Genomic DNA, 20,653 nt, shown 5'->3' with positions numbered 1-20,653 from the left:
CGTCAGTCCTCCTGCGTAACAGAGTAATGCTTTAAGAAATACACAAGAGACTGAAGTTCAACCGCCAAATCTATATGATGAATTCGAATGTGTTCCGGCACATTCAATCGAGCCGGCGTAAAGTTAAGGATTCCTTTGATGCCAAGGGCAATCAAACGATCTGTAATGGATTGAGCTGCTACGGCAGGTACTGTCAAAATCGCAACAGGGATATCTCCTACCTCTTGAACATGCTCTTCAAGCTTATCCAAATCATAGACAGGCACGCCGCCTATCTCACTTCCTATTTTACTCTCATTGACGTCAAAAGCCATTGAAATTTTTGTATTATTATTTTTTATGAAATTATAGTGTAAAAAGGCAGTCCCCAAATTCCCGACACCGATGAGCATGACATTGGTCATTTCATCTTGGTCAAGGGTCTTTCTGAAGAAGGTCAAGAGATAATCGACATTATAGCCGTACCCTTTCTTCCCAAGTGCACCAAAGTACGAAAAATCTCGGCGAATGGTAGCAGAATCCACTTTGACTGCATCACTAAGCTCTGCTGATGACACCCTCTGTTTTCCTGATGCATGCAGATTTTTTAAAAAACGGTAGTATAGCGGCAAACGTTTGGCTGTCGCTTGTGGAATTTTTGACTGATCTATATTCATATAAGGTCCTCCAACTTAAATATCAGATGCTCTGTGAAAATCACCGTTTTTCCCGCCTGTCTTTTCAATTAGATAGGTAGGACCGATGATCATGCCTTTATCAATCGCTTTGCACATGTCGTAAACGGTCAGTGCACATACTGAAGCAGAAGTGAGCGCTTCCATCTCCACACCCGTACTTCCTTTTGTTTTTACCTGTACTTGTATGTTCAGGATGTGCGCATTTCCGTCTTCCTCCCAATGAAAGGAGATATCCACACCTTTTAATGCAAGCGGATGACACATTGGAATGATGGTAGATGTTTGCTTTGCTGCCATGATGCCAGCAACCTGTGCAACAGACAGCACATCTCCTTTTCCAATTTCACGTTGCTCTATTTTATGAAACACTTCTTTTATCATACGAACGCTTGAAACAGCAACGGCGGTTCTCACTGTAGACGATTTGTCACTAATGTCGACCATCTTTGCTCTTCCCTGTTCGTTAAAGTGGCTAAATTGACTCATCTTTCAACGCTCCCTCACTCAAATGATACACTATTTTTTCCTATCTGTCTTTCATTTGAATATGGCGATTGTATGTAACATTTGCCGGTTTACTGCTGATAAGCTACACTTAACATATTATAGCAGAGGTGAAGTTACATGATGATTCTACAAGTGAATCAGCTGTCCAAATCGTTTGGCGCTGATACCGTTTTAACGAATATAAAATTGGAAGTCAAAGCAAGGGATCGCATTGCCATTGTAGGTCGTAACGGTGCAGGCAAATCCACGCTTTTGAAAATCATTGCCGGTCAAATGTCTTACGAGCAAGGTGAGATCATCAAACCAAAAGACCTATCGATCGGCTATTTAGCACAGCATACCGATGTGACGTCTACACGTACGTTAAAGGACGAATTATTATCGGTTTTTGATCATTTAAAAGTGATGGAACAAGAGATGAGAACCATTGAGGAGAAAATGGCTTCCTCCACAGGTTCTGAGCTGGATGCCTTGATGAAAACCTATGACAGGCTGCAGCAGGAATTTAAAGATCAGGGCGGCTATCAATATGAAGCAGATGTCCGCTCCATTCTTCATGGACTCGGCTTTAGTCATTTTGAAGATGAGACAACCGTCCAATCCTTAAGCGGCGGTCAGAAAACCCGTCTAGCGCTTGGAAAGCTCTTATTAATGAAACCAGAACTCTTAATTCTGGATGAGCCGACCAACCATTTAGATATTGATACCTTATCATGGCTGGAGCAGTATTTGCAAAATTATACAGGTGCCATTCTCATCGTGTCCCATGACCGCTATTTCTTAGACAAAGTCGTAAACCACGTCTATGAAGTCTCAAGAACTTCGATGAAAAAGTTTGCAGGGAACTATAGTAAGTATCTTGAGCTGAAAGCAGAGCAGCTCGAGCGGGATATGAAACTATACGAAAAGCAGCAAGAAGAGATCTCAAAGCTTCAGGATTTCGTGGATCGCAACCTAGCAAGAGCTTCAACCACAAAGCGCGCTCAAAGCAGACGCAAGCAGCTCGAACGAATGGATCGTTTAGATAAGCCTTTAGGTGATGAAAAATCCGCAAACTTCCATTTTGATATTACGAGACAAAGCGGCAATGATGTGCTGAAGGTGCATGATCTCGATATTCGTTATGATGAAAAAACACCGCTCCTATCCTCTCTTTCTTTTCAGATTAAACGCGAGGATAGTGTGGCACTCATTGGTCCTAACGGAATCGGGAAATCAACCCTTTTAAAAACGTTAACGAACACATTAACACCAGTAAAAGGCGACATCACTTTTGGATCTCATGTCACGATCGGCTACTATGACCAAGAGCAAGCCAAACTGACATCCTCGAAAAAAGTGCTCAATGAGCTTTGGGATGACTATCCTCATATGAATGAAAAAGAAATTCGGACATGTTTAGGAAACTTCCTTTTTTCCGGTGATGATGTTTTAAAGCCCGTCCATGCATTAAGCGGTGGAGAAAAAGCACGCCTTGCACTGGCAAAGCTGATGCTCCAAAAAGCCAATTTTCTTATTCTCGATGAGCCGACAAACCATCTGGACTTAGATAGTAAGGAAATTTTAGAGAATGCACTAATCGATTATCCAGGAACCATCTTATTTGTCTCGCATGATCGTTATTTTATCAATCGTCTCGCCACGAAAGTATTTGAGCTTTCGCCTACAGAAACAAGAGAATATCTCGGTGATTATGACTACTATCTTGAAAAGAAAAATGAACAATTAGAGCTGGAAGCACTTCAAGAAAATGAGCCGCTTAAAAAACAGGCTGCACAGCCAGCAGAAAAGGCAAAGCTTTCTTATGCGGAAGAAAAAGAACTGAAAAAGAAAGAAAGACAAAAGCAGCGCAGAATCGAAGAAATTGAAGAACGCATTGCTGTCGTCGAAGACAAGCTCGGTGAAAATGAACAGCTGCTATGTGATCCTAATATTTTTCAAGATCACGAGAAGGTCCAATCCATTCAAACAGAAAATGATACGCTCAATCAAGAGCTGGAATCACTTTTTGCAGAGTGGGAAGAGCTGTCAGAATCTTAAAGAGTACCCTAAAAGGTACTCTTTTTTCTTTCAAAGAAAATTCATTATCCACAATGATACCCACAATAACTTCTTGATTATTCTTAAATACATTAGACTTATCCACTTTATCCACAGAGTTTTAATCACATATCCACAAAAAAGATCGTGTTTATACACACCCTCTTCATTTTAAAACGAAATTTTCTAACAATTGTGGATATATAACGTTTACATGTGAATAAATCGCTTTCATAAAAAAATAAAAACCCCTGTCATCCACAGGAGTTTTCATTCATATGAGACTAGCGGCAATCCTGGCTGGCCATTCATCGCCATATCGCCTCTGATTCCTTTTTCAAACGCAATGGTTCCAGCGGCAGCGATCATGGCTGCATTGTCTGTGCAAAGAGATAATGGCGGAATAATGACTTTCACTTCTGGCAGCTTCGTAAATGCTGAGGTTAAAGCTTTTCTTAGTCCTTTATTGGCAGCGACTCCCCCAGCTAGAACGACCTGCTTCACGCCATAGGCTTCAGCCGCTTTCAATGTTTTCCCAACAAGCACCTCAATGACGCTTGCTTGAAAACTTGCGGCCAAATTCTCTGGGGCAATCGTTTCTCCCTTTTGTGACGCATTGTGTAACGTGTTGATCACAGCTGATTTTAAACCACTGAAGCTAAAGTGATAAGACCCTTCTTCAAGCCATGCACGAGGAAGCTTAATTGTCGGCTCTCCTTCATGTGCTAACCGATCAATATGAGGTCCGCCTGGGTACGGGAGACCCATCGTCCGGGCCACTTTATCGTACGCTTCTCCAGCTGCATCATCTAAAGTTTCTCCGATGACCTCAAAAGATCCATGCTCCTTCATTAAAACAAGCTCAGTATGTCCGCCGGAGACAACAAGAGCTAAACATGGGAACTCCAATTCATCAACAAGCTGGTTTGCATAAATATGCCCTGCAATATGATGAACACCAACAAGAGGAATTTGATGGGCAAAGCTCAGTGCCTTTGCTGCATTGACACCAATCAGCAAAGCACCCACGAGGCCAGGTCCTTCTGTGACAGCAATCGCATCTAAATCCTTAAAGCTCATACCCGCCTGTGCCATCACTTCTTCTAATACGATGGTGACTTGCTCCACGTGATGCCTTGAAGCAATTTCGGGTACAACTCCGCCAAATCGTTTATGACTGTCTATTTGCGAAGCGACCACATTCGCCACGATTTCCTTTCCATTTTTGACAATGGACGCAGCTGTTTCATCGCAGCTTGTTTCTATACCTAATATGAATCGATCTGTTTGTTCACTCATTTATATTCACCCACATGACTAATGCATCTTCTCCATTATCCGTATAATAATTCTTTCGAATAGAAGCTGGTCTGAAACCGAGCTTTTCATAGAGGGATTGTGCTGGTGTATTTGAAACCCTCACCTCTAAAGAAAGATGATCTGTCTTTTTTTCTTTGCAAAATTCCATGACATATCGAAGCAATGCTTCCCCGTAGCCTTTTCCTCTATGCTCAGGGAGAATCGCAATGTTCGTAATTTGTGCATCGTCCATGACAATCCAGACCCCGCAATACCCAACAGGCTGCTTATTTTCTTCAATGAGGAAATAATGGCTGTATTGATTATGAAGAATCTCATACACAAACGATTCCTTTTTCCAAGGCGCTGTAAACGAATGCACTTCAATCGTATACACCTCTGGAATATCCGCTACTGTCATTTGTCGTATCTCTGCTATGTGAAGATTATTTTTGTCCTTCAAGCCATTTCACTTCCGCTTCTGCCAAACGAATATAGTTAGGAACAAGCTGATGGACATCTTCAGCAGGACGATCTGCGCCTAAAAATGCAAGCACTGAAGGTCTTGGGTTATGGAATGTCCCCTCTGCCAGTACAGCCGTTTCTCCTAAAATGGAGCGAATGCTCTCTTCATGAAGATGCACATCTTGTCCAAGAAATAGAACAGGCTTTCCTGTCTGCTTCAGTTCATGAAGCCAATCCGTGAGCAAGATATTTTGATCTGGTTCTACCTCTTTGATCTTACCCTTTTCAAACATATATAGTCCGGTATAAACTTGGCCTCTTCTCGCATCAAATAAAGGTGAGATATATCCATCAAAATATTGGCCATTTGCTGCAAGTGTTTCTAAACTCGAAACAGCTGATATCGGGATAGACAGCGTCCACGCAAGTGTTTTTGCGATGGTAACACCGATTCTGACGCCAGTGTAAGAACCAGGTCCTTTTGCTACAACGATTTTGCTTAGTTCGCTTGGTGATACACCACATTCTTTCATCAATGCTTCAACAGTAGGCATCGCTCGGACGGAATGGTTCTTTTTTAAATACGTAATGCTCTCCCCAATCACAGTGAAGTCTCTTACAAGAGCAATTCCTAGTGTATGGTTTGATGTATCAATGGCCAGTATGGTCAAATTTTTTCATCTCCTTACAAAGGGTCTCATAACGCTCCCCTTTTGCATCAAACGTGAGATGCCGTTCTTCTTCACGTTCTGTTCTCAGCATTTCAATTTTTAAATAGGAAGAAGGCAATTGAGGTTCAATAAGATGTGCCCATTCAACCAAGCATACACCTTCACCCTCAAAATATTCTTCGAGGCCGATCTCTTCTTCTGCATCTTCCATGCGGTACACGTCCATATGATATAGTGGCAGTCTGCCATCGGTATATTCTTTAATAATTGTAAAGGTGGGGCTGTTGACGATACGGGTAATTCCTAAGCCTTCCGCAAAACCTTTTGAAAAAGTGGTTTTACCTGCACCTAAATCTCCTTCTAATGTCAATACATCGCCTGGCATCACAAGTTTGGCCAATGCAGCGGCAATTCGTTTCGTCTCATCCGCACCTTTTGTCGTCCATGTTAATTTCACCGTTGATGTCACCTCATTTCTTAAAATGATTATATCCTTTTTTCATTAACATTGTTTGTTGATCATTGTCTTTTAACATAACACTGGCTGCTTGATCATCTTTGACTTGTCCAATACGTGTGATCTGAATGCCTTCTTTTTGACATTGCGATTCAAAGCTTTCCCAATCACATTCTGGTATCGTACCAGTTAAAACAAAATCTTCTCCCCCAAACAACACCCATTCAAGCCAGTCTTTGCGCAGCACCTGTAAATCTGGATGAATTGGAAGCTTATCAGCTTCTATCTCGACCATCACACAGCTCGCTTCGGCTATCTCATTCAACTCACTCGCTAATCCATCACTCACATCATTCAAGGTAACACGCGGGAAACTTGAACAAATGTGTCCAGCAGCAATATGAGGCTGAGGCATTTTATGACGCTTAAGAAAAAAATCAGCATCGACCGCTTTAGAAGGGGCTGCTTCGTTCATTAAGATTGATAACCCAGCAGCTGATGAACCAAGTTCACCTGTGACAAAGACAATGTCTCCAGTCTGAGCACTGTGACGATAACAAGCTTTTCCCTTTGAAACCTCACCAATGACCGTCACGGTAATGACAAAGTCACTGCGGGTGGCCACTGTATCTCCACCAATCAAATCCATATGATAAGAGTCAGCCAACGCTTTCATTCCCTCGTAAAGCTCCGTAACAATTGTCTCATCACCATGAGGCGGGATCGCAATTGAAACAAGATAATATTTTGGGGTCCCTCCCATTGCAGCGATGTCACTAACATTGACTGCCAGTGCTTTAAAGCCAACTTCAAATGGTGTTGAAAAGTCAAAACGAAAATGAACATGCTCCACCATTGTATCAACACAAACGACCTCTTCACAATGTGAATGAGGTTGATAAACACTTGCATCATCACCGATGCCCATGATCAAAGAGCGCTGATATGTATCTTTTGGTGTGATTCGGCGAATAAGATCAAATTCATCCATAAAAAGACAGCCCCTTCTTGCAATCAATTGGTTAAGTAGACATGAGGTCAAACACAGTTAGTATTAGTGTAGCGAATATAAGTCTCAGTTCCAACTAAAAATGATATAAAGAAAGCCTGGTGTGAAAAAACCAGGCTGAGTTGAAATAATCTATCTTTTCTTTCTTATATTGTAGCCAAACACACATCATTTCATTGCATCTTGGGTACTTCTAGAAAGAAAAAGACATAAAAAAAAACGAAACTATACGTTTTCGTTTACAAGTCATAAAAATGGCGGTCCGGACGGGACTCGAACCCGCGACCTCCTGCGTGACAGGCAGGCATTCTAACCAACTGAACTACCGGACCATTTTGGTTGCGGGGGCAGGATTTGAACCTGCGACCTTCGGGTTATGAGCCCGACGAGCTACCGAACTGCTCCACCCCGCGATGATATAAAGATAACAAGCTTGGCGGCGTCCTACTCTCACAGGGGGAAACCCCCAACTACCATCGGCGCTGAAGAGCTTAACTTCCGTGTTCGGTATGGGAACGGGTGTGACCTCTTCGCTATCGCCACCAAACCTGATGGAGAGAATGTTCTCTCAAAACTAGATAACAATGTTCATGCTTCACAATAGAATATAGGTTAAGTCCTCGATCTATTAGTATCTGTCAGCTCCACGTGTCACCACGCTTCCACCTCAGACCTATCAACCTGATCATCTTTCAGGGATCTTACTTCCTTGCGGAATGGGAAATCTCATCTTGAGGGGGGCTTCATGCTTAGATGCTTTCAGCACTTATCCCGTCCGCACATAGCTACCCAGCGATGCCCTTGGCAGAACAACTGGTACACCAGCGGTGCGTCCATCCCGGTCCTCTCGTACTAAGGACAGCTCCTCTCAAATTTCCTGCGCCCGCGACGGATAGGGACCGAACTGTCTCACGACGTTCTGAACCCAGCTCGCGTACCGCTTTAATGGGCGAACAGCCCAACCCTTGGGACCGACTACAGCCCCAGGATGCGATGAGCCGACATCGAGGTGCCAAACCTCCCCGTCGATGTGGACTCTTGGGGGAGATAAGCCTGTTATCCCCGGGGTAGCTTTTATCCGTTGAGCGATGGCCCTTCCATGCGGAACCACCGGATCACTAAGCCCGACTTTCGTCCCTGCTCGACTTGTAGGTCTCGCAGTCAAGCTCCCTTGTGCCTTTACACTCTGCGAATGATTTCCAACCATTCTGAGGGAACCTTTGGGCGCCTCCGTTACATTTTAGGAGGCGACCGCCCCAGTCAAACTGCCCACCTGACACTGTCTCCCTGCCCGATAAGGGCAGCGGGTTAGAAGGTCAATACAGCCAGGGTAGTATCCCACCGATGCCTCCACCGAAGCTAGCGCTCCGGTTTCCAAGGCTCCTACCTATCCTGTACAAGCTGTACCAACATTCAATATCAGGCTGCAGTAAAGCTCCACGGGGTCTTTCCGTCCTGTCGCGGGTAACCTGCATCTTCACAGGTACTATAATTTCACCGAGTCTCTCGTTGAGACAGTGCCCAGATCGTTGCGCCTTTCGTGCGGGTCGGAACTTACCCGACAAGGAATTTCGCTACCTTAGGACCGTTATAGTTACGGCCGCCGTTTACTGGGGCTTCAATTCGCACCTTCGCTTACGCTAAGCGCTCCTCTTAACCTTCCAGCACCGGGCAGGCGTCAGCCCCTATACTTCGCCTTACGGCTTCGCAGAGACCTGTGTTTTTGCTAAACAGTCGCCTGGGCCTATTCACTGCGGCTTCTCGGGGCTTTAACACCCTAAGAAGCACCCCTTCTCCCGAAGTTACGGGGTCATTTTGCCGAGTTCCTTAACGAGAGTTCTCTCGATCACCTTAGGATTCTCTCCTCGCCTACCTGTGTCGGTTTGCGGTACGGGCACCTCTCACCTCGCTAGAGGCTTTTCTTGGCAGTGTGGAATCAGGAACTTCGCTACTAAATTTCGCTCGCCATCACAGCTCAGCCTTCACGGGAAACGGATTTGCCTATTTCCCAGCCTAACTGCTTGGACGCGGATATCCAATACCGCGCTTACCCTATCCTCCTGCGTCCCCCCATTGCTCAAATGGTGAGGAGGTGGTACAGGAATATCAACCTGTTGTCCATCGCCTACGCCTTTCGGCCTCGGCTTAGGTCCCGACTAACCCTGAGCGGACGAGCCTTCCTCAGGAAACCTTAGGCATTCGGTGGACGGGATTCTCACCCGTCTTTCGCTACTCATACCGGCATTCTCACTTCTAAGCGCTCCACCAGTCCTTCCGGTCTGGCTTCACAGCCCTTAGAACGCTCTCCTACCACTGTTCGTAAGAACAGTCCGCAGCTTCGGTGATACGTTTAGCCCCGGTACATTTTCGGCGCAGAGTCACTCGACCAGTGAGCTATTACGCACTCTTTAAATGGTGGCTGCTTCTAAGCCAACATCCTGGTTGTCTAAGCAACTCCACATCCTTTTCCACTTAACGTATACTTTGGGACCTTAGCTGGCGGTCTGGGCTGTTTCCCTTTCGACTACGGATCTTATCACTCGCAGTCTGACTCCCAAGGATAAGTCATCGGCATTCGGAGTTTGACTGAATTCGGTAACCCGGTAGGGGCCCCTAGTCCAATCAGTGCTCTACCTCCGAGACTCTTACCTTGAGGCTAGCCCTAAAGCTATTTCGGAGAGAACCAGCTATCTCCAGGTTCGATTGGCATTTCACCCCTACCCACACCTCATCCCCGCACTTTTCAACGTGCGTGGGTTCGGGCCTCCATTCAGTGTTACCTGAACTTCACCCTGGACATGGGTAGATCACCTGGTTTCGGGTCTACGACCACGTACTCATGCGCCCTATTCAGACTCGCTTTCGCTGCGGCTCCGCATCTTCTGCTTAACCTTGCACGGGATCGTAACTCGCCGGTTCATTCTACAAAAGGCACGCCATCACCCGTTAACGGGCTCTGACTACTTGTAGGCACACGGTTTCAGGATCTATTTCACTCCCCTTCCGGGGTGCTTTTCACCTTTCCCTCACGGTACTGGTTCACTATCGGTCACTAGGGAGTATTTAGCCTTGGGAGATGGTCCTCCCGGATTCCGACGGAATTTCACGTGTTCCGCCGTACTCAGGATCCACTCTGGAGAGAATGACATTTCAGTTACAGGGCTGTTACCTTCTTTGGCGGGCCTTTCCAGACCTCTTCGCTTATATCATTCCTTTGTAACTCCGTATAGAGTGTCCTACAACCCCAAGAGGCAAGCCTCTTGGTTTGGGCTGTTCCCGTTTCGCTCGCCGCTACTCAGGGAATCGCATTTGCTTTCTCTTCCTCCGGGTACTTAGATGTTTCAGTTCCCCGGGTATGCCTTCTCATACTCTATGTATTCAAGTATGGATACTACTCCATTACGAGCAGTGGGTTTCCCCATTCGGAAATCTCCGGATCAAAGCTTGCTTACAGCTCCCCGAAGCATATCGGTGTTCGTCCCGTCCTTCATCGGCTCCTAGTGCCAAGGCATCCACCGTGCGCCCTTTCTAACTTAACCATTTCTTACTTTAGAAAGAATCACTATGTGTGATGAACTTTGCATTGCATTCAATGTGAATGTATTACTTATTGTTATCTAGTTTTCAAAGAACAATCCTGTCTCGCTAGAGACATGTTTTGAAGGAATGATCCTTCAAAACTAAACAAGACGAAAACGTACGCTGCTCCATATATCCTTAGAAAGGAGGTGATCCAGCCGCACCTTCCGATACGGCTACCTTGTTACGACTTCACCCCAATCATCTGCCCCACCTTCGGCGGCTGGCTCCATAAAGGTTACCTCACCGACTTCGGGTGTTGCAAACTCTCGTGGTGTGACGGGCGGTGTGTACAAGGCCCGGGAACGTATTCACCGCGGCATGCTGATCCGCGATTACTAGCGATTCCAGCTTCACGCAGTCGAGTTGCAGACTGCGATCCGAACTGAGAACAGATTTATGGGATTGGCTAAACCTTGCGGTCTTGCAGCCCTTTGTTCTGTCCATTGTAGCACGTGTGTAGCCCAGGTCATAAGGGGCATGATGATTTGACGTCATCCCCACCTTCCTCCGGTTTGTCACCGGCAGTCACCTTAGAGTGCCCAACTGAATGCTGGCAACTAAGATCAAGGGTTGCGCTCGTTGCGGGACTTAACCCAACATCTCACGACACGAGCTGACGACAACCATGCACCACCTGTCACTCTGTCCCCGAAGGGAAAGCCCTATCTCTAGGGTTGTCAGAGGATGTCAAGACCTGGTAAGGTTCTTCGCGTTGCTTCGAATTAAACCACATGCTCCACCGCTTGTGCGGGCCCCCGTCAATTCCTTTGAGTTTCAGTCTTGCGACCGTACTCCCCAGGCGGAGTGCTTAATGCGTTAGCTGCAGCACTAAGGGGCGGAAACCCCCTAACACTTAGCACTCATCGTTTACGGCGTGGACTACCAGGGTATCTAATCCTGTTCGCTCCCCACGCTTTCGCTCCTCAGCGTCAGTTACAGACCAGAGAGTCGCCTTCGCCACTGGTGTTCCTCCACATCTCTACGCATTTCACCGCTACACGTGGAATTCCACTCTCCTCTTCTGCACTCAAGTTTCCCAGTTTCCAATGACCCTCCCCGGTTGAGCCGGGGGCTTTCACATCAGACTTAAGAAACCGCCTGCGAGCCCTTTACGCCCAATAATTCCGGACAACGCTTGCCACCTACGTATTACCGCGGCTGCTGGCACGTAGTTAGCCGTGGCTTTCTGGTTAGGTACCGTCAAGGTGCGAGCAGTTACTCTCGCACTTGTTCTTCCCTAACAACAGAGCTTTACGATCCGAAAACCTTCATCACTCACGCGGCGTTGCTCCGTCAGACTTTCGTCCATTGCGGAAGATTCCCTACTGCTGCCTCCCGTAGGAGTCTGGGCCGTGTCTCAGTCCCAGTGTGGCCGATCACCCTCTCAGGTCGGCTACGCATCGTCGCCTTGGTGAGCCATTACCCCACCAACTAGCTAATGCGCCGCGGGTCCATCTGTAAGTGACAGCCGAAACCGTCTTTCATCCTTGAACCATGCGGTTCAAGGAACTATCCGGTATTAGCTCCGGTTTCCCGGAGTTATCCCAGTCTTACAGGCAGGTTACCCACGTGTTACTCACCCGTCCGCCGCTAACATCCGGGAGCAAGCTCCCTTCTGTCCGCTCGACTTGCATGTATTAGGCACGCCGCCAGCGTTCGTCCTGAGCCAGGATCAAACTCTCCGAAAAAGTACAAAACCGAAGTTTTGCTTTTCGCCAGTTTGACTGACTACCTATGAAGTATCATAGGATTTTTTTATAAAAACTCGAATTAACAGGTACGTTTTGTCTTGTTTAGTTTTCAAAGATCATGTTCAAAATGGAGCGGGTGATGAGAATCGAACTCACGACATCAGCTTGGAAGGCTGAGGTTTTACCACTAAACTACACCCGCGTGGTTTGTATTGGCGCGCCCGAGAGGAGTCGAACCCCTAACCTTTTGATCCGTAGTCAAACGCTCTATCCAATTGAGCTACGGGCGCTTAATCAGGCGACTTAATTATCTTAACATATCGTTTTTATTAAGTCAACATCTTTTTGAAATTTGTTTGTCGCATGCGTGTGAACGTCTGTGTTTCAAATACGTCATCAGCGACGAATAAAAATATACCATGGATCATATAAAAGGGTCAATACATTTTTCTAAAAAAGTTTCATGTTTTTTAAAAATGATTTTTTCTTAGATAAATAGACATGTAATAGCCCTATTTTCTTCTCTTTCTTCATAATTCCAATGATTCTTAAATAAAATCTTTCTAAATACAAAGGAGGACAAAACTTGCCCACATAGAATTTTTATTTATTGGAAAATTCTTAATATTTTTCCAAGCATTTAAAGGAGGTAGGAGATGATGAAAAAGTTTATCGCTTTTCAAATCATGATCGCTTTGGTGATAGGAGCTCTTATCGGCCATTTCTTCCCTGACTTCGGAATGGCACTGCGGCCAATTGGTGATGGATTCATCAGGCTAATTAAAATGATCGTTGTTCCAATCGTTTTCTCAACCATTGTTATTGGCGCAGCCGGCAGCGGCGGCATGAAGAAAATGGGCAGCCTTGGATTAAAGACGATCATTTGGTTTGAGGTCATCACAACCATCGTTCTTGGGATCGGGCTATTATTGGCAAATGGGCTAAAGCCTGGCGTTGGCCTCGACTTCTCTAAATTAGCTAAGAAAGATATTGGGGAGTTAGATGGTTATACAGAGAAAGTCGTTGACTTTAAACAAATGGTATTAGATATCATTCCAACCAATATCGTCGATGTTATGGCTCAGAATGATTTACTTGCTGTCATTTTCTTCGCCATATTATTTGGTGTAGCGGCAAGCGGTATCGGTAAAGCTTCTGCTCCTGTTCTCACCTTCTTTGAATCAGTGGCACAAATCATGTTTAAGCTCACACAGATGGTGATGGTGACAGCACCTATTGGGGTTCTTGCATTAATGGCTGCTTCTGTCGGCCAATATGGCATTGTTTTATTAATCCCAATGATGAAGCTTGTCGGGACTGTATTTTTAGGATTATTCATTATTCTCTTTGCTTTATTCCCTCTGGTCGCACTGATCTTCCGTTTTAACTACTTCGAAGTATTAAAAATGATTTGGGATTTGTTCCTTGTTGCCTTCTCTACTACGAGTACTGAAACTGTCCTTCCTCAATTGATGGAACGAATGGAGAAATACGGGTGTCCAAAAAGAATCGTTTCCTTCGTGATTCCATCTGGTCTTTCTCTCAATTGTGATGGATCAAGTTTATATTTATCGGTTGCCTGCGTATTCCTTGCACAAGCGTTTGGTGTCGACATGAGTCTGTCACAGCAGCTTTTGATGATGCTTGTTCTTGTGTTAACGAGTAAAGGGATTGCAGCTGTGCCATCCGGTTCACTCGTTGTTCTTTTGGCAACCGCTCATGCAGTAGGTCTTCCAGCAGAAGGCGTCGCCATCATAGCCGGTGTTGACCGAATTATGGATATGGCACGAACAGGCGTGAATGTTCCAGGGCATGCCGTTGCATGTATTGTCGTATCTAAATGGGAAAAAGTATTCCGTGAGTCAGCATGGGAAGTTCCTAAAGCAGGTGAAGAAACAAAAGGGATGTAATGTGATATGAAGGAAAGGGGTCGCCCTTTCCTTCTTTTATGCTAAAAATGTTTGCTTTAGTACGGCTTTTCCTTGAGGATGCAGCTGTACTTCTGCATATGCCCCATTAATCAGCGTCATTTGCGGCGGGACATGCCCACAATCTATATCGTAAAAAATGGGGATTTGTAGTTCCTTTTGTAATTCTTCATATACATCCTGATACTGATACCCCTCAACAGGCACATCTACTGCACTTCGCCCAAACATCATACCTGAACAGTGATCAAACCACCCTGCTAGTTTTAATTGAACAAGCGATCTCTTCACGCTTGCAGCATTTAATTCGCAGTTTTCGAAATACCAGAGAATTGGTTCATCTTTTAAGAATGTTTTTTGAAAAGCTTTGACATCTCCAAAAGGCGTCCCCGCTAGGTGGCGTATGACATCAATACAGCCGCCCATCAGTCTTCCCTTTATTATTTTTTCTTGTTGATCAACCGTATGCCATGCGGTCGATTCTGTTAAATGAAAGACATGTTTAATCGGATCGTCACGCTGCCATTCCTTTTGATACATAGATGAAGAAAACTGGCTTATGTCCATTTCTTCTTTTGTTGAAAGTACTTCTTCCCACATGACAGTCGTTTGATCAAGTTCTTCTCCCTGAAGATCTACTAAGTTCGGCCCATGCGCTGTGGCAATGCCTGTTTTTAATGTCAACGCCAGCAGGAGTGCACTCGTATCTGAGTATCCTAGAATCCACTTTTTTTGCATGGATGAGAAATCAAGGTGCTCTAACACTTCCATAAGCAGCTGTCCTCCCCATGGCGGGATGATGTGGTCAATCTCCTCACATGTCATCATGTATTGAAGTTCGTTTGCTCGTTCTATCGCAGGGGCAGATTTTGCCTTTTCCTGCTGCCAGACTGTCTCTCCACATATGACATCATAGCCTCTATTTTTCATTCGTTCACATGAAAGCTGAAACATGTCATGCAAAGATGGCTGTACACCTGAGGAAGGTGCTGTGACGCCAATTGTTTGTCCTTTTTGCAAATGCGGAAATTGTATCATTGTTCTTCCCTCCAACCTCTATCTCTCTTAACCTATCCATATTAAAGAAAATGCCCCTTTTATAAGGGACATCTCTTCTTATTCCTTTTGACGCAGTACAGTATAGACTCCTGCAAAGATACAGAGAATCCCAATGAATGAGCGTATCCCCATCTCTTCACCTAAAAGCAGCCAGCCAAGAGCTGTCCCTACGATCGGTTGAAAGAAAAAGAACAGACCGCCGCTCGAGGCATCCATCAATTGAAGCCCTCTATTCCACAAAAAGAATGCTAAAGCTGTTGAGATGATGCCTAGATAAAGAATACCGCCCCAAATCTCTGGTCTTGCCATCTGCTCCACATCTAGATGAGGTAAACGAAATAGAACAGGTGGTGTTAAGACAATGAATGCAATGATGATCGCATATGTGGTCGTCACGATTTGAGGGTACTTTCCTGGAACCCGTTTCAACAAAACAGACATGAGCGCCCATGTAAAAGCAGCGATGACGAGTGAGAGACCGCCAATAAATTCATCTGTTTGCACTGCGACTGGTCCAATCATGAGCCATACACCTGCTGTAGCAAGCAGGATGGATGCGCACTTTCGAACAGTCATGGCTTCTTTTAATAGAAAGAACGCAAACAGCACCATAAAAGCAGGGGTCGCAGATGTGATAACAGCCCCCATTTGTGCCGACGTATACATGGTGCCAATTTCTTGGGTCACAATTGATAGGAAATTTCCGATCAATCCGATCATGACAACAAGCGGGATATCTTTTTTATCTAATCGAAAGGAATAGCCCAACCGCCAAATGGTGCACACCAGCACGATTCCTGCTATAGCATATCTCATCCATACAAGCTCAAGCGGCGGAACCACCGCTACTGTTACTTTGACAACAACGTACATGCCGCCCCAAATACTTGCAGCGATTGCTAGGTAAAGGGCGCCTATATATTTTTCCTTCATCTTTTCCCCTCCGTTACTGGATATATTGATCGCCATATCCACAAACGGAGATCACTCTCCGTTATGGACGGAGGGTGTTTGGTACATCATGTTCAAATAAAGGCTTCCATAGCATTGTCGTCACCTCATTTATTTTTATTTTCAGACTACTTTATAACAAATTCTGGTTGACTTCAATCCTTTTTTGTCACCATTTTTCTTCATATAATAGAAGATAAACGGGTATTGACATGCTGAATTCGTTTTCATATAGTAAGTAAAACTATAGGTGGCCACGGAGAAAAGGAGTAGAGGACGTTGGAAATTGAAGCGAGGAAACACATTCCCAGCACGGAACATGAACCGTTTCTCGAGGGAATAAAAGATTGTGTGCCAACCCTGCTCGGTTATATGAGTATTGGGTTTGCCTTCGGAATTGTTGGAATTAGCGCACAGTTAAGTATATGGGACATTGCGCTTTTATCGATTTTTATTTACGCAGGTGCTTCACAGTTTATTATCTGTGCACTGCTTGTGACAGGGAGTCCCCTTTCCGCTATTATTTTCACTACATTTATTGTCAATCTGCGGCATTTATTGCTCAGCCTGACGCTTGCTCCTCATTTCACACGCTACTCTGTGAAACAAAATATAGGATTCGGTCTATTGCTGACTGATGAATCCTTCGGTGTAGCGATAAATAAATTAGCGCAGAAAGGAAAGCTGAATAACAGGTGGATGCACGGACTGAACTTAACGGCGTATTTATGCTGGATTGCGGCCTGCATACTTGGCGGCATTTTTGGACATTGGATTTCAAATCCTGAAGCGCTTGGTCTTGATTTTGCTTTATCAGCGATGTTTGCTGCACTGTTAGTCCTTTCGTTACAGACAGTACCCAAAAATAAGTTAACTCATCGCCTGTCACTTGTGTTGTATATGGTCATTGCTATGTTTGTTCTGCTTCATTTTGTTCCATCACATGTGGCTGTTCTCATAGCAACTGTACTTGTCGCAACTATTGGAGTGGTGACAGATAAATGATTAGCAGCTTTATGTTATGGCTCATTGTTGGTTGTATGATCGTCACCGTCATTCCGAGAGTCGTACCCTTTATATTTGTACGGAGTATTCAGCTGCCTGAAGTGGTGCTGAAATGGTTATCGTTTATTCCTATTTGTATCTTTACAGCTTTGATTGCAGAGCATCTCTTCATCCATACATCAACAGGCACAGGCGTCACCATTCACTGGATGTATCTTGCTGTCTTGACTCCTACTGTACTCATTGCTGTTTGGACAAAAAGCCTGTCACTTACTGTTCTTGTCGGCGTCATGCTGATGGGCACTGCTAGATGGTTTTTCTAAAAGAAAAAGCTTAACCACATGTGGTTAAGCTTTGTTTCATTTGACGATTCCGTATACAAATCCATCATAACCTTTTTCCCCAACAGTTTGAATCGCTGTTGCCTCTATTCTCGGCTCTTGTTTGAGTAAATCGAAAAATTCACGAGTTCCTTGTACTCGTTCATCCTCATCAGAGTCATGAAGGACTGCACCATTTCTGACGACATTGTCTGCAATAATGACTGTTCCCTTTTTCGAGAAATCTAACGCCCACTTCAGATATTTCGGATTGTTCGGTTTATCTGCATCAATGAAAATGAAATCGAATGGAAGCGCAGCCTTCTCTTTTAACTGAGATAACGTATCTAATGCCTTTCCTTCCAAAATGCTCACCCGTTCTGATAAGCCCGCTCTGCTGATGTTTTGCTGTGCGATCTGTACATGATGGCTGACAGCCTCTAATGTGATGAGTTCCCCATCCTCTTCAAGAGCACGAGCCAGCCAAATAGTACTGTATCCACCGAGTGTCCCGATTTCTAAAATGCGCTTTGCATTCTTCGTTTTTGCTAATAAATAAAGCATTTTCCCTTGGGCTGGTGACACATCAATTTCTGGCAGACCCGCTTGCTTATTATGAGTAAGGGTTTGCTCCAATACATCATCTTTAGGAATCAACTTGTCTGTGATATACTCGTCAACTTTTCCCCACACGTGCTCCATTTCATCCATCTCCCTTGATCATGTCTTCTCTCTCAAGTCTACATGATGATCGTGAGAACGTATAATCAATTCTTTTCACACATCTATTCATTTTTTTGATGAAAGACATGTGATGAGGAATACATGAAGCAACGCACTGGTTTCGGTTCTACTCGTTCAGCTTATTTTTGACATCCCCTTTTTTATCTTGAAGCTTTCCTTTTGCTTGATCCTTTTTCCCTTCTGCTTTCAAGTTTTGATGATCGGTTGCTTCACCAAGCTTTTCTTTGACTTGACCTTTGACTTGATTTGTTTTTCCTTTCGCTTTATCCATATGTCCTTTTTCTTTACTCATTTGTTCCACCTCCACGTTTGATACTATTCATTTAGCCTTTTTGAAAGATACAAAACATCTGAGTGTGCGATGTACACGTTTCAGGTATGATAGACATTAGAAGAAGGGTTGGTGTTCTATTTCATGATCATCTCTGAAAAAATATTCACAGTTCGTGGGTTGACCTATCATATTCGGTCCGCTTCAGCGGCCGATGCCAAACAGTTATCAGCTCTCAGACTGAAAATCGATGGTGAAACAGAATATTTAGACCGTGAACCGGGCGAAGCCTTTCTTGATGAAAAAGCATTTGAGGCTTTGATTCAAGAGGATAGCAAGCAAAGCCGGCATTTATTTTTGGTCGCTGCTATTGAAGGAAAAATTGTTGGTTTTTCAAGATGCGAGGGCCATTCACTCAAGCGCTCTGCTCACAAAGTGACATTTGGCGTCGCCATCCAGAAAGAGGCTTGGGGCTACCACATCGGGAAAGAGCTTTTAGCCGCTTCAATTGACTGGGCAGATCAGCAGGGCATTCAGAAGATCTCTCTTCAAGTGCTTGAAACGAACAAAAAAGCCATTCGGTTATATGAGAACCACGGCTTTTTGATTGAAGGCGTATTAAAAAACGATAAACGGCTGAGTGACGGATTATATTATGATACTGTTGTGATGGGCAGACAGCTGCCAAGCTCCTGACTACTTACATCACATAGCCCCATATCATCGAAATCGCACTGTATATCAGAAGCAGCCCCATCACATACTGGAACGGTTTTTCGTAGGCAGTCAAAAAACGCTTATACAAAGAGCCAAACAAGCTCCAGCTGAATGTACCGAGAAAGCCAATGAGTGCGAGAATCAGCGTCCATATGACATACTGCATATTAGATTGTCCATATGGCAAAACAAATGTTGAAATCACAGTCAATCCATACAAAATCGCTTTTGGGTTGATAAATTGCAGCATCATACCAGGGATAAAATGATTGTAGCGATCAAGTGTTTCGTCATCCCCGCCTTTACTTTTCATGATTTTGACCGCTAAATAAATCATGTATGCAGCTCCGATGAACGCCATGACCCAGCCTATTTTCGGCATCACTTGATAAAGGATGAGATTAAAGAAGCAGCTCAAACACAAAATAACGAGAAATCCGATACCTACACCTAAACAAAATCGAAATGTTTGCTTGACCCCATATTTATTTGTAAAGACCATGGCCATGATGTTGTTGGGCCCTGGGGTAAAGCTGCTAACAAAAGCATAGATCAACATGGATACAATCAAAATGCCGCCTCCCTTATACGTTATTTAGACTTTAATTACTTTATTGCGCACATTACGTTTTATTGTAACGTTCGGTCTTTATAAAGTAAATAGAGAAAGGAGCTTTTTTCATGGAAGACGTACAATCGATTATTTCTAAAAATGTGAGGCTTTTGAGAGATCAAAAAAAATTAAGCCTCGAAAAGATGGCAGAATTAACTGGTGTCAGCAAGACGATGATTGGACAAATTGAAAGAGGGGAATCAACCCCTACCATCACGACTTTGTGGAAAATCGCCAACGGATTAAAGGTATCTTTTAGTGAGCTCATTCACGCACCACAGCCTGAAATCAAGGTAGTACGCAAGGAAGATGCACAGGTTTTAACTGAAGATGATGGAAAATATCGTGTATACACGACTTTCCCTTTTGACGACCGGGGGAAATTTGAAATGTACCGAGTGGAAATTGATCGAGGCGGGTCGCTTCGTGCGAGTGAACACATTGGGGGAACAGAGGAATTGATCACTGTTTTTGAGGGAGTCCTTGATTTATCCATTGGTGATGAACAATACACCTTAAAAGCCGGAGACTCTATTCGTTTTAAAGCGGACCGGACGCACACGTATAAACAAACCGGAGAACAAATGGTACGGATGCAAATGATTCTTTATTATCCTCATGAAAAAAGCTGACAGGCTTGTCCACCT

Annotated in this window: 18 protein-coding genes, 4 tRNA genes and 3 rRNA genes; 6 read left to right on the top strand and 19 right to left on the bottom strand. The window is 44.5% G+C overall.

The features are described 5' to 3' along the window. Positions 1–2 precede the first annotated feature (2 nt). Both MHH61_RS11930 and moaC read right to left on the bottom strand, forming a co-directional pair. A complete protein-coding gene (locus tag MHH61_RS11930) occupies positions 3–656 on the bottom strand; it encodes a redox-sensing transcriptional repressor Rex (RefSeq protein ID WP_008355687.1) in 654 nt (217 codons plus the stop codon). A gap of 15 nt (positions 657–671) precedes the next feature. Next, a complete protein-coding gene (moaC, locus tag MHH61_RS11925) occupies positions 672–1,163 on the bottom strand; it encodes a cyclic pyranopterin monophosphate synthase MoaC (protein WP_024424463.1) in 492 nt (163 codons plus the stop codon). 138 nt (positions 1,164–1,301) lie between these two features. On the opposite strand from moaC, the gene MHH61_RS11920 reads away from it, so the two are divergent. Next, complete coding sequence (locus MHH61_RS11920) at positions 1,302–3,224, top strand: ABC-F family ATP-binding cassette domain-containing protein (RefSeq protein ID WP_125587194.1); 1,923 nt, start codon at positions 1,302–1,304, stop codon at positions 3,222–3,224. Positions 3,225–3,494: 270 nt separating this feature from the next. Here the strand turns inward: MHH61_RS11920 and tsaD are convergent, their stop codons facing one another. The 12 genes from tsaD to MHH61_RS11860 all read right to left on the bottom strand — a co-directional run bounded on the left by tsaD (position 3,495) and on the right by MHH61_RS11860 (position 12,688). After that, positions 3,495–4,523, bottom strand: coding sequence for a tRNA (adenosine(37)-N6)-threonylcarbamoyltransferase complex transferase subunit TsaD (tsaD, locus tag MHH61_RS11915; protein ID WP_024426735.1), 1,029 nt, complete (start codon positions 4,521–4,523; stop codon positions 3,495–3,497). Continuing rightward, entirely contained in the window at positions 4,516–4,944 is a 429-nt protein-coding gene (rimI, locus tag MHH61_RS11910) for a ribosomal protein S18-alanine N-acetyltransferase (protein WP_034622166.1), read from the bottom strand. The genes tsaD and rimI overlap by 8 nt, the downstream gene beginning before the upstream one ends. Positions 4,945–4,969: 25 nt before the next feature. After that, positions 4,970–5,659, bottom strand: a complete 690-nt coding sequence (gene tsaB / locus MHH61_RS11905) for a tRNA (adenosine(37)-N6)-threonylcarbamoyltransferase complex dimerization subunit type 1 TsaB (RefSeq protein WP_025092761.1) — start codon at positions 5,657–5,659, stop codon at positions 4,970–4,972. Then, the gene (gene tsaE, locus MHH61_RS11900; RefSeq protein WP_231120778.1) at positions 5,640–6,071 is read right to left on the bottom strand and encodes a tRNA (adenosine(37)-N6)-threonylcarbamoyltransferase complex ATPase subunit type 1 TsaE; all 432 of its coding nucleotides are present in this window, start codon (positions 6,069–6,071) and stop codon (positions 5,640–5,642) included. The genes tsaB and tsaE overlap by 20 nt, the downstream gene beginning before the upstream one ends. 58 nt (positions 6,072–6,129) lie before the next feature. After that, on the bottom strand, positions 6,130–7,107 hold the full coding sequence (gene thiL / locus MHH61_RS11895) for a thiamine-phosphate kinase (RefSeq protein ID WP_125587193.1): 978 nt from the start codon (positions 7,105–7,107) through the stop codon (positions 6,130–6,132). Positions 7,108–7,380: 273 nt separating this feature from the next. Further along, positions 7,381–7,457, bottom strand: a tRNA-Asp gene (locus MHH61_RS11890). Positions 7,458–7,461: 4 nt separating this feature from the next. Then, a tRNA-Met gene (locus MHH61_RS11885) sits at positions 7,462–7,538 on the bottom strand. An 18-nt stretch (positions 7,539–7,556) separates the two neighbouring features. Continuing rightward, a 5S ribosomal RNA gene (rrf, locus tag MHH61_RS11880) occupies positions 7,557–7,672 on the bottom strand. Positions 7,673–7,733: 61 nt separating this feature from the next. Next, positions 7,734–10,664 (bottom strand): 23S ribosomal RNA (locus MHH61_RS11875). Between the two features lie 182 nt (positions 10,665–10,846). Next, positions 10,847–12,395 (bottom strand): 16S ribosomal RNA (locus MHH61_RS11870). The 16S, 23S and 5S rRNA genes sit together here with 4 tRNA genes alongside, the layout of an rRNA operon. Positions 12,396–12,526: 131 nt before the next feature. Next, positions 12,527–12,600: transfer RNA gene (locus MHH61_RS11865), tRNA-Gly, on the bottom strand. Between the two features lie 11 nt (positions 12,601–12,611). After that, positions 12,612–12,688: transfer RNA gene (locus tag MHH61_RS11860), tRNA-Arg, on the bottom strand. 369 nt (positions 12,689–13,057) lie between these two features. Between MHH61_RS11860 and gltP the strand changes: the two genes are divergently transcribed. Next, positions 13,058–14,308, top strand: a complete 1,251-nt coding sequence (gene gltP, locus MHH61_RS11855; RefSeq protein WP_024425437.1) for a glutamate-aspartate/proton symporter GltP — start codon at positions 13,058–13,060, stop codon at positions 14,306–14,308. Positions 14,309–14,344: 36 nt separating this feature from the next. Here the strand turns inward: gltP and MHH61_RS11850 are convergent, their stop codons facing one another. Together MHH61_RS11850 and MHH61_RS11845 are read right to left on the bottom strand one after the other, a co-directional pair. Beyond that, complete coding sequence (locus MHH61_RS11850) at positions 14,345–15,364, bottom strand: S66 peptidase family protein (RefSeq protein WP_125587412.1); 1,020 nt, start codon at positions 15,362–15,364, stop codon at positions 14,345–14,347. Between the two features lie 78 nt (positions 15,365–15,442). Next, positions 15,443–16,318: a DMT family transporter gene (locus MHH61_RS11845; protein ID WP_125587413.1), complete on the bottom strand. Its 876-nt coding sequence runs from the start codon at positions 16,316–16,318 to the stop codon at positions 15,443–15,445. 297 nt (positions 16,319–16,615) lie between these two features. Here MHH61_RS11845 and MHH61_RS11840 point away from each other — a divergent pair, with 297 nt between their 5' ends. Next, the gene (locus MHH61_RS11840) at positions 16,616–17,341 is read left to right on the top strand and encodes an AzlC family ABC transporter permease (protein WP_075610951.1); all 726 of its coding nucleotides are present in this window, start codon (positions 16,616–16,618) and stop codon (positions 17,339–17,341) included. After that, positions 17,338–17,664 (top strand): AzlD domain-containing protein, encoded by a 327-nt coding sequence (locus MHH61_RS11835; protein WP_075610950.1) that lies wholly within the window; start codon positions 17,338–17,340, stop codon positions 17,662–17,664. Before MHH61_RS11840 ends, MHH61_RS11835 begins: the two co-directional genes overlap by 4 nt. A gap of 36 nt (positions 17,665–17,700) precedes the next feature. Here MHH61_RS11835 and MHH61_RS11830 read toward each other — a convergent pair whose 3' ends face one another. Together MHH61_RS11830 and MHH61_RS11825 are read right to left on the bottom strand one after the other, a co-directional pair. Continuing rightward, positions 17,701–18,363 (bottom strand): O-methyltransferase, encoded by a 663-nt coding sequence (locus MHH61_RS11830; RefSeq protein WP_025093548.1) that lies wholly within the window; start codon positions 18,361–18,363, stop codon positions 17,701–17,703. 148 nt (positions 18,364–18,511) lie between these two features. Then, positions 18,512–18,697, bottom strand: coding sequence for a CsbD family protein (locus tag MHH61_RS11825; protein WP_024427790.1), 186 nt, complete (start codon positions 18,695–18,697; stop codon positions 18,512–18,514). A gap of 123 nt (positions 18,698–18,820) precedes the next feature. Between MHH61_RS11825 and MHH61_RS11820 the strand changes: the two genes are divergently transcribed. After that, positions 18,821–19,372, top strand: a complete 552-nt coding sequence (locus MHH61_RS11820) for a GNAT family N-acetyltransferase (RefSeq protein WP_125587414.1) — start codon at positions 18,821–18,823, stop codon at positions 19,370–19,372. Positions 19,373–19,376: 4 nt separating this feature from the next. On the opposite strand, the gene MHH61_RS11815 is transcribed toward MHH61_RS11820, so the two are convergent. Next, positions 19,377–19,964, bottom strand: coding sequence for a LysE family transporter (locus MHH61_RS11815; RefSeq protein WP_024425429.1), 588 nt, complete (start codon positions 19,962–19,964; stop codon positions 19,377–19,379). A gap of 110 nt (positions 19,965–20,074) precedes the next feature. On the opposite strand from MHH61_RS11815, the gene MHH61_RS11810 reads away from it, so the two are divergent. After that, positions 20,075–20,638 (top strand): helix-turn-helix domain-containing protein, encoded by a 564-nt coding sequence (locus MHH61_RS11810; RefSeq protein WP_024425428.1) that lies wholly within the window; start codon positions 20,075–20,077, stop codon positions 20,636–20,638. Positions 20,639–20,653 lie beyond the last annotated feature (15 nt).

The sequence above is a fragment of the Bacillus sp. FSL K6-3154 genome (assembly GCF_040869395.1).
Lineage (GTDB): Bacteria > Bacillota > Bacilli > Bacillales > Bacillaceae > Bacillus > Bacillus safensis.
Note: the sequence above shows the minus strand (reverse complement) of the source record. Positions and strands in the feature narration are given on the sequence as shown.

What these genes read in the sequence shown, in the direction of transcription:
- MHH61_RS11930 (WP_008355687.1), bottom strand. Translation starts at nt 656, where the DNA reads ATGAATATAGATCAGTCAAAAATTCCACAAGCGACAGCCAAACGTTTG.
- moaC (WP_024424463.1), bottom strand. Translation starts at nt 1,163, where the DNA reads ATGAGTCAATTTAGCCACTTTAACGAACAGGGAAGAGCAAAGATGGTC.
- MHH61_RS11920 (WP_125587194.1), top strand. Translation starts at nt 1,302, where the DNA reads ATGATGATTCTACAAGTGAATCAGCTGTCCAAATCGTTTGGCGCTGAT.
- tsaD (WP_024426735.1), bottom strand. Translation starts at nt 4,523, where the DNA reads ATGAGTGAACAAACAGATCGATTCATATTAGGTATAGAAACAAGCTGC.
- rimI (WP_034622166.1), bottom strand. Translation starts at nt 4,944, where the DNA reads ATGACAGTAGCGGATATTCCAGAGGTGTATACGATTGAAGTGCATTCG.
- thiL (WP_125587193.1), bottom strand. Translation starts at nt 7,107, where the DNA reads ATGGATGAATTTGATCTTATTCGCCGAATCACACCAAAAGATACATAT.
- gltP (WP_024425437.1), top strand. Translation starts at nt 13,058, where the DNA reads ATGAAAAAGTTTATCGCTTTTCAAATCATGATCGCTTTGGTGATAGGA.
- MHH61_RS11850 (WP_125587412.1), bottom strand. Translation starts at nt 15,364, where the DNA reads ATGATACAATTTCCGCATTTGCAAAAAGGACAAACAATTGGCGTCACA.
- MHH61_RS11845 (WP_125587413.1), bottom strand. Translation starts at nt 16,318, where the DNA reads ATGAAGGAAAAATATATAGGCGCCCTTTACCTAGCAATCGCTGCAAGT.
- MHH61_RS11835 (WP_075610950.1), top strand. Translation starts at nt 17,338, where the DNA reads ATGATTAGCAGCTTTATGTTATGGCTCATTGTTGGTTGTATGATCGTC.
- MHH61_RS11830 (WP_025093548.1), bottom strand. Translation starts at nt 18,363, where the DNA reads ATGGAGCACGTGTGGGGAAAAGTTGACGAGTATATCACAGACAAGTTG.
- MHH61_RS11825 (WP_024427790.1), bottom strand. Translation starts at nt 18,697, where the DNA reads ATGAGTAAAGAAAAAGGACATATGGATAAAGCGAAAGGAAAAACAAAT.
- MHH61_RS11820 (WP_125587414.1), top strand. Translation starts at nt 18,821, where the DNA reads ATGATCATCTCTGAAAAAATATTCACAGTTCGTGGGTTGACCTATCAT.
- MHH61_RS11810 (WP_024425428.1), top strand. Translation starts at nt 20,075, where the DNA reads ATGGAAGACGTACAATCGATTATTTCTAAAAATGTGAGGCTTTTGAGA.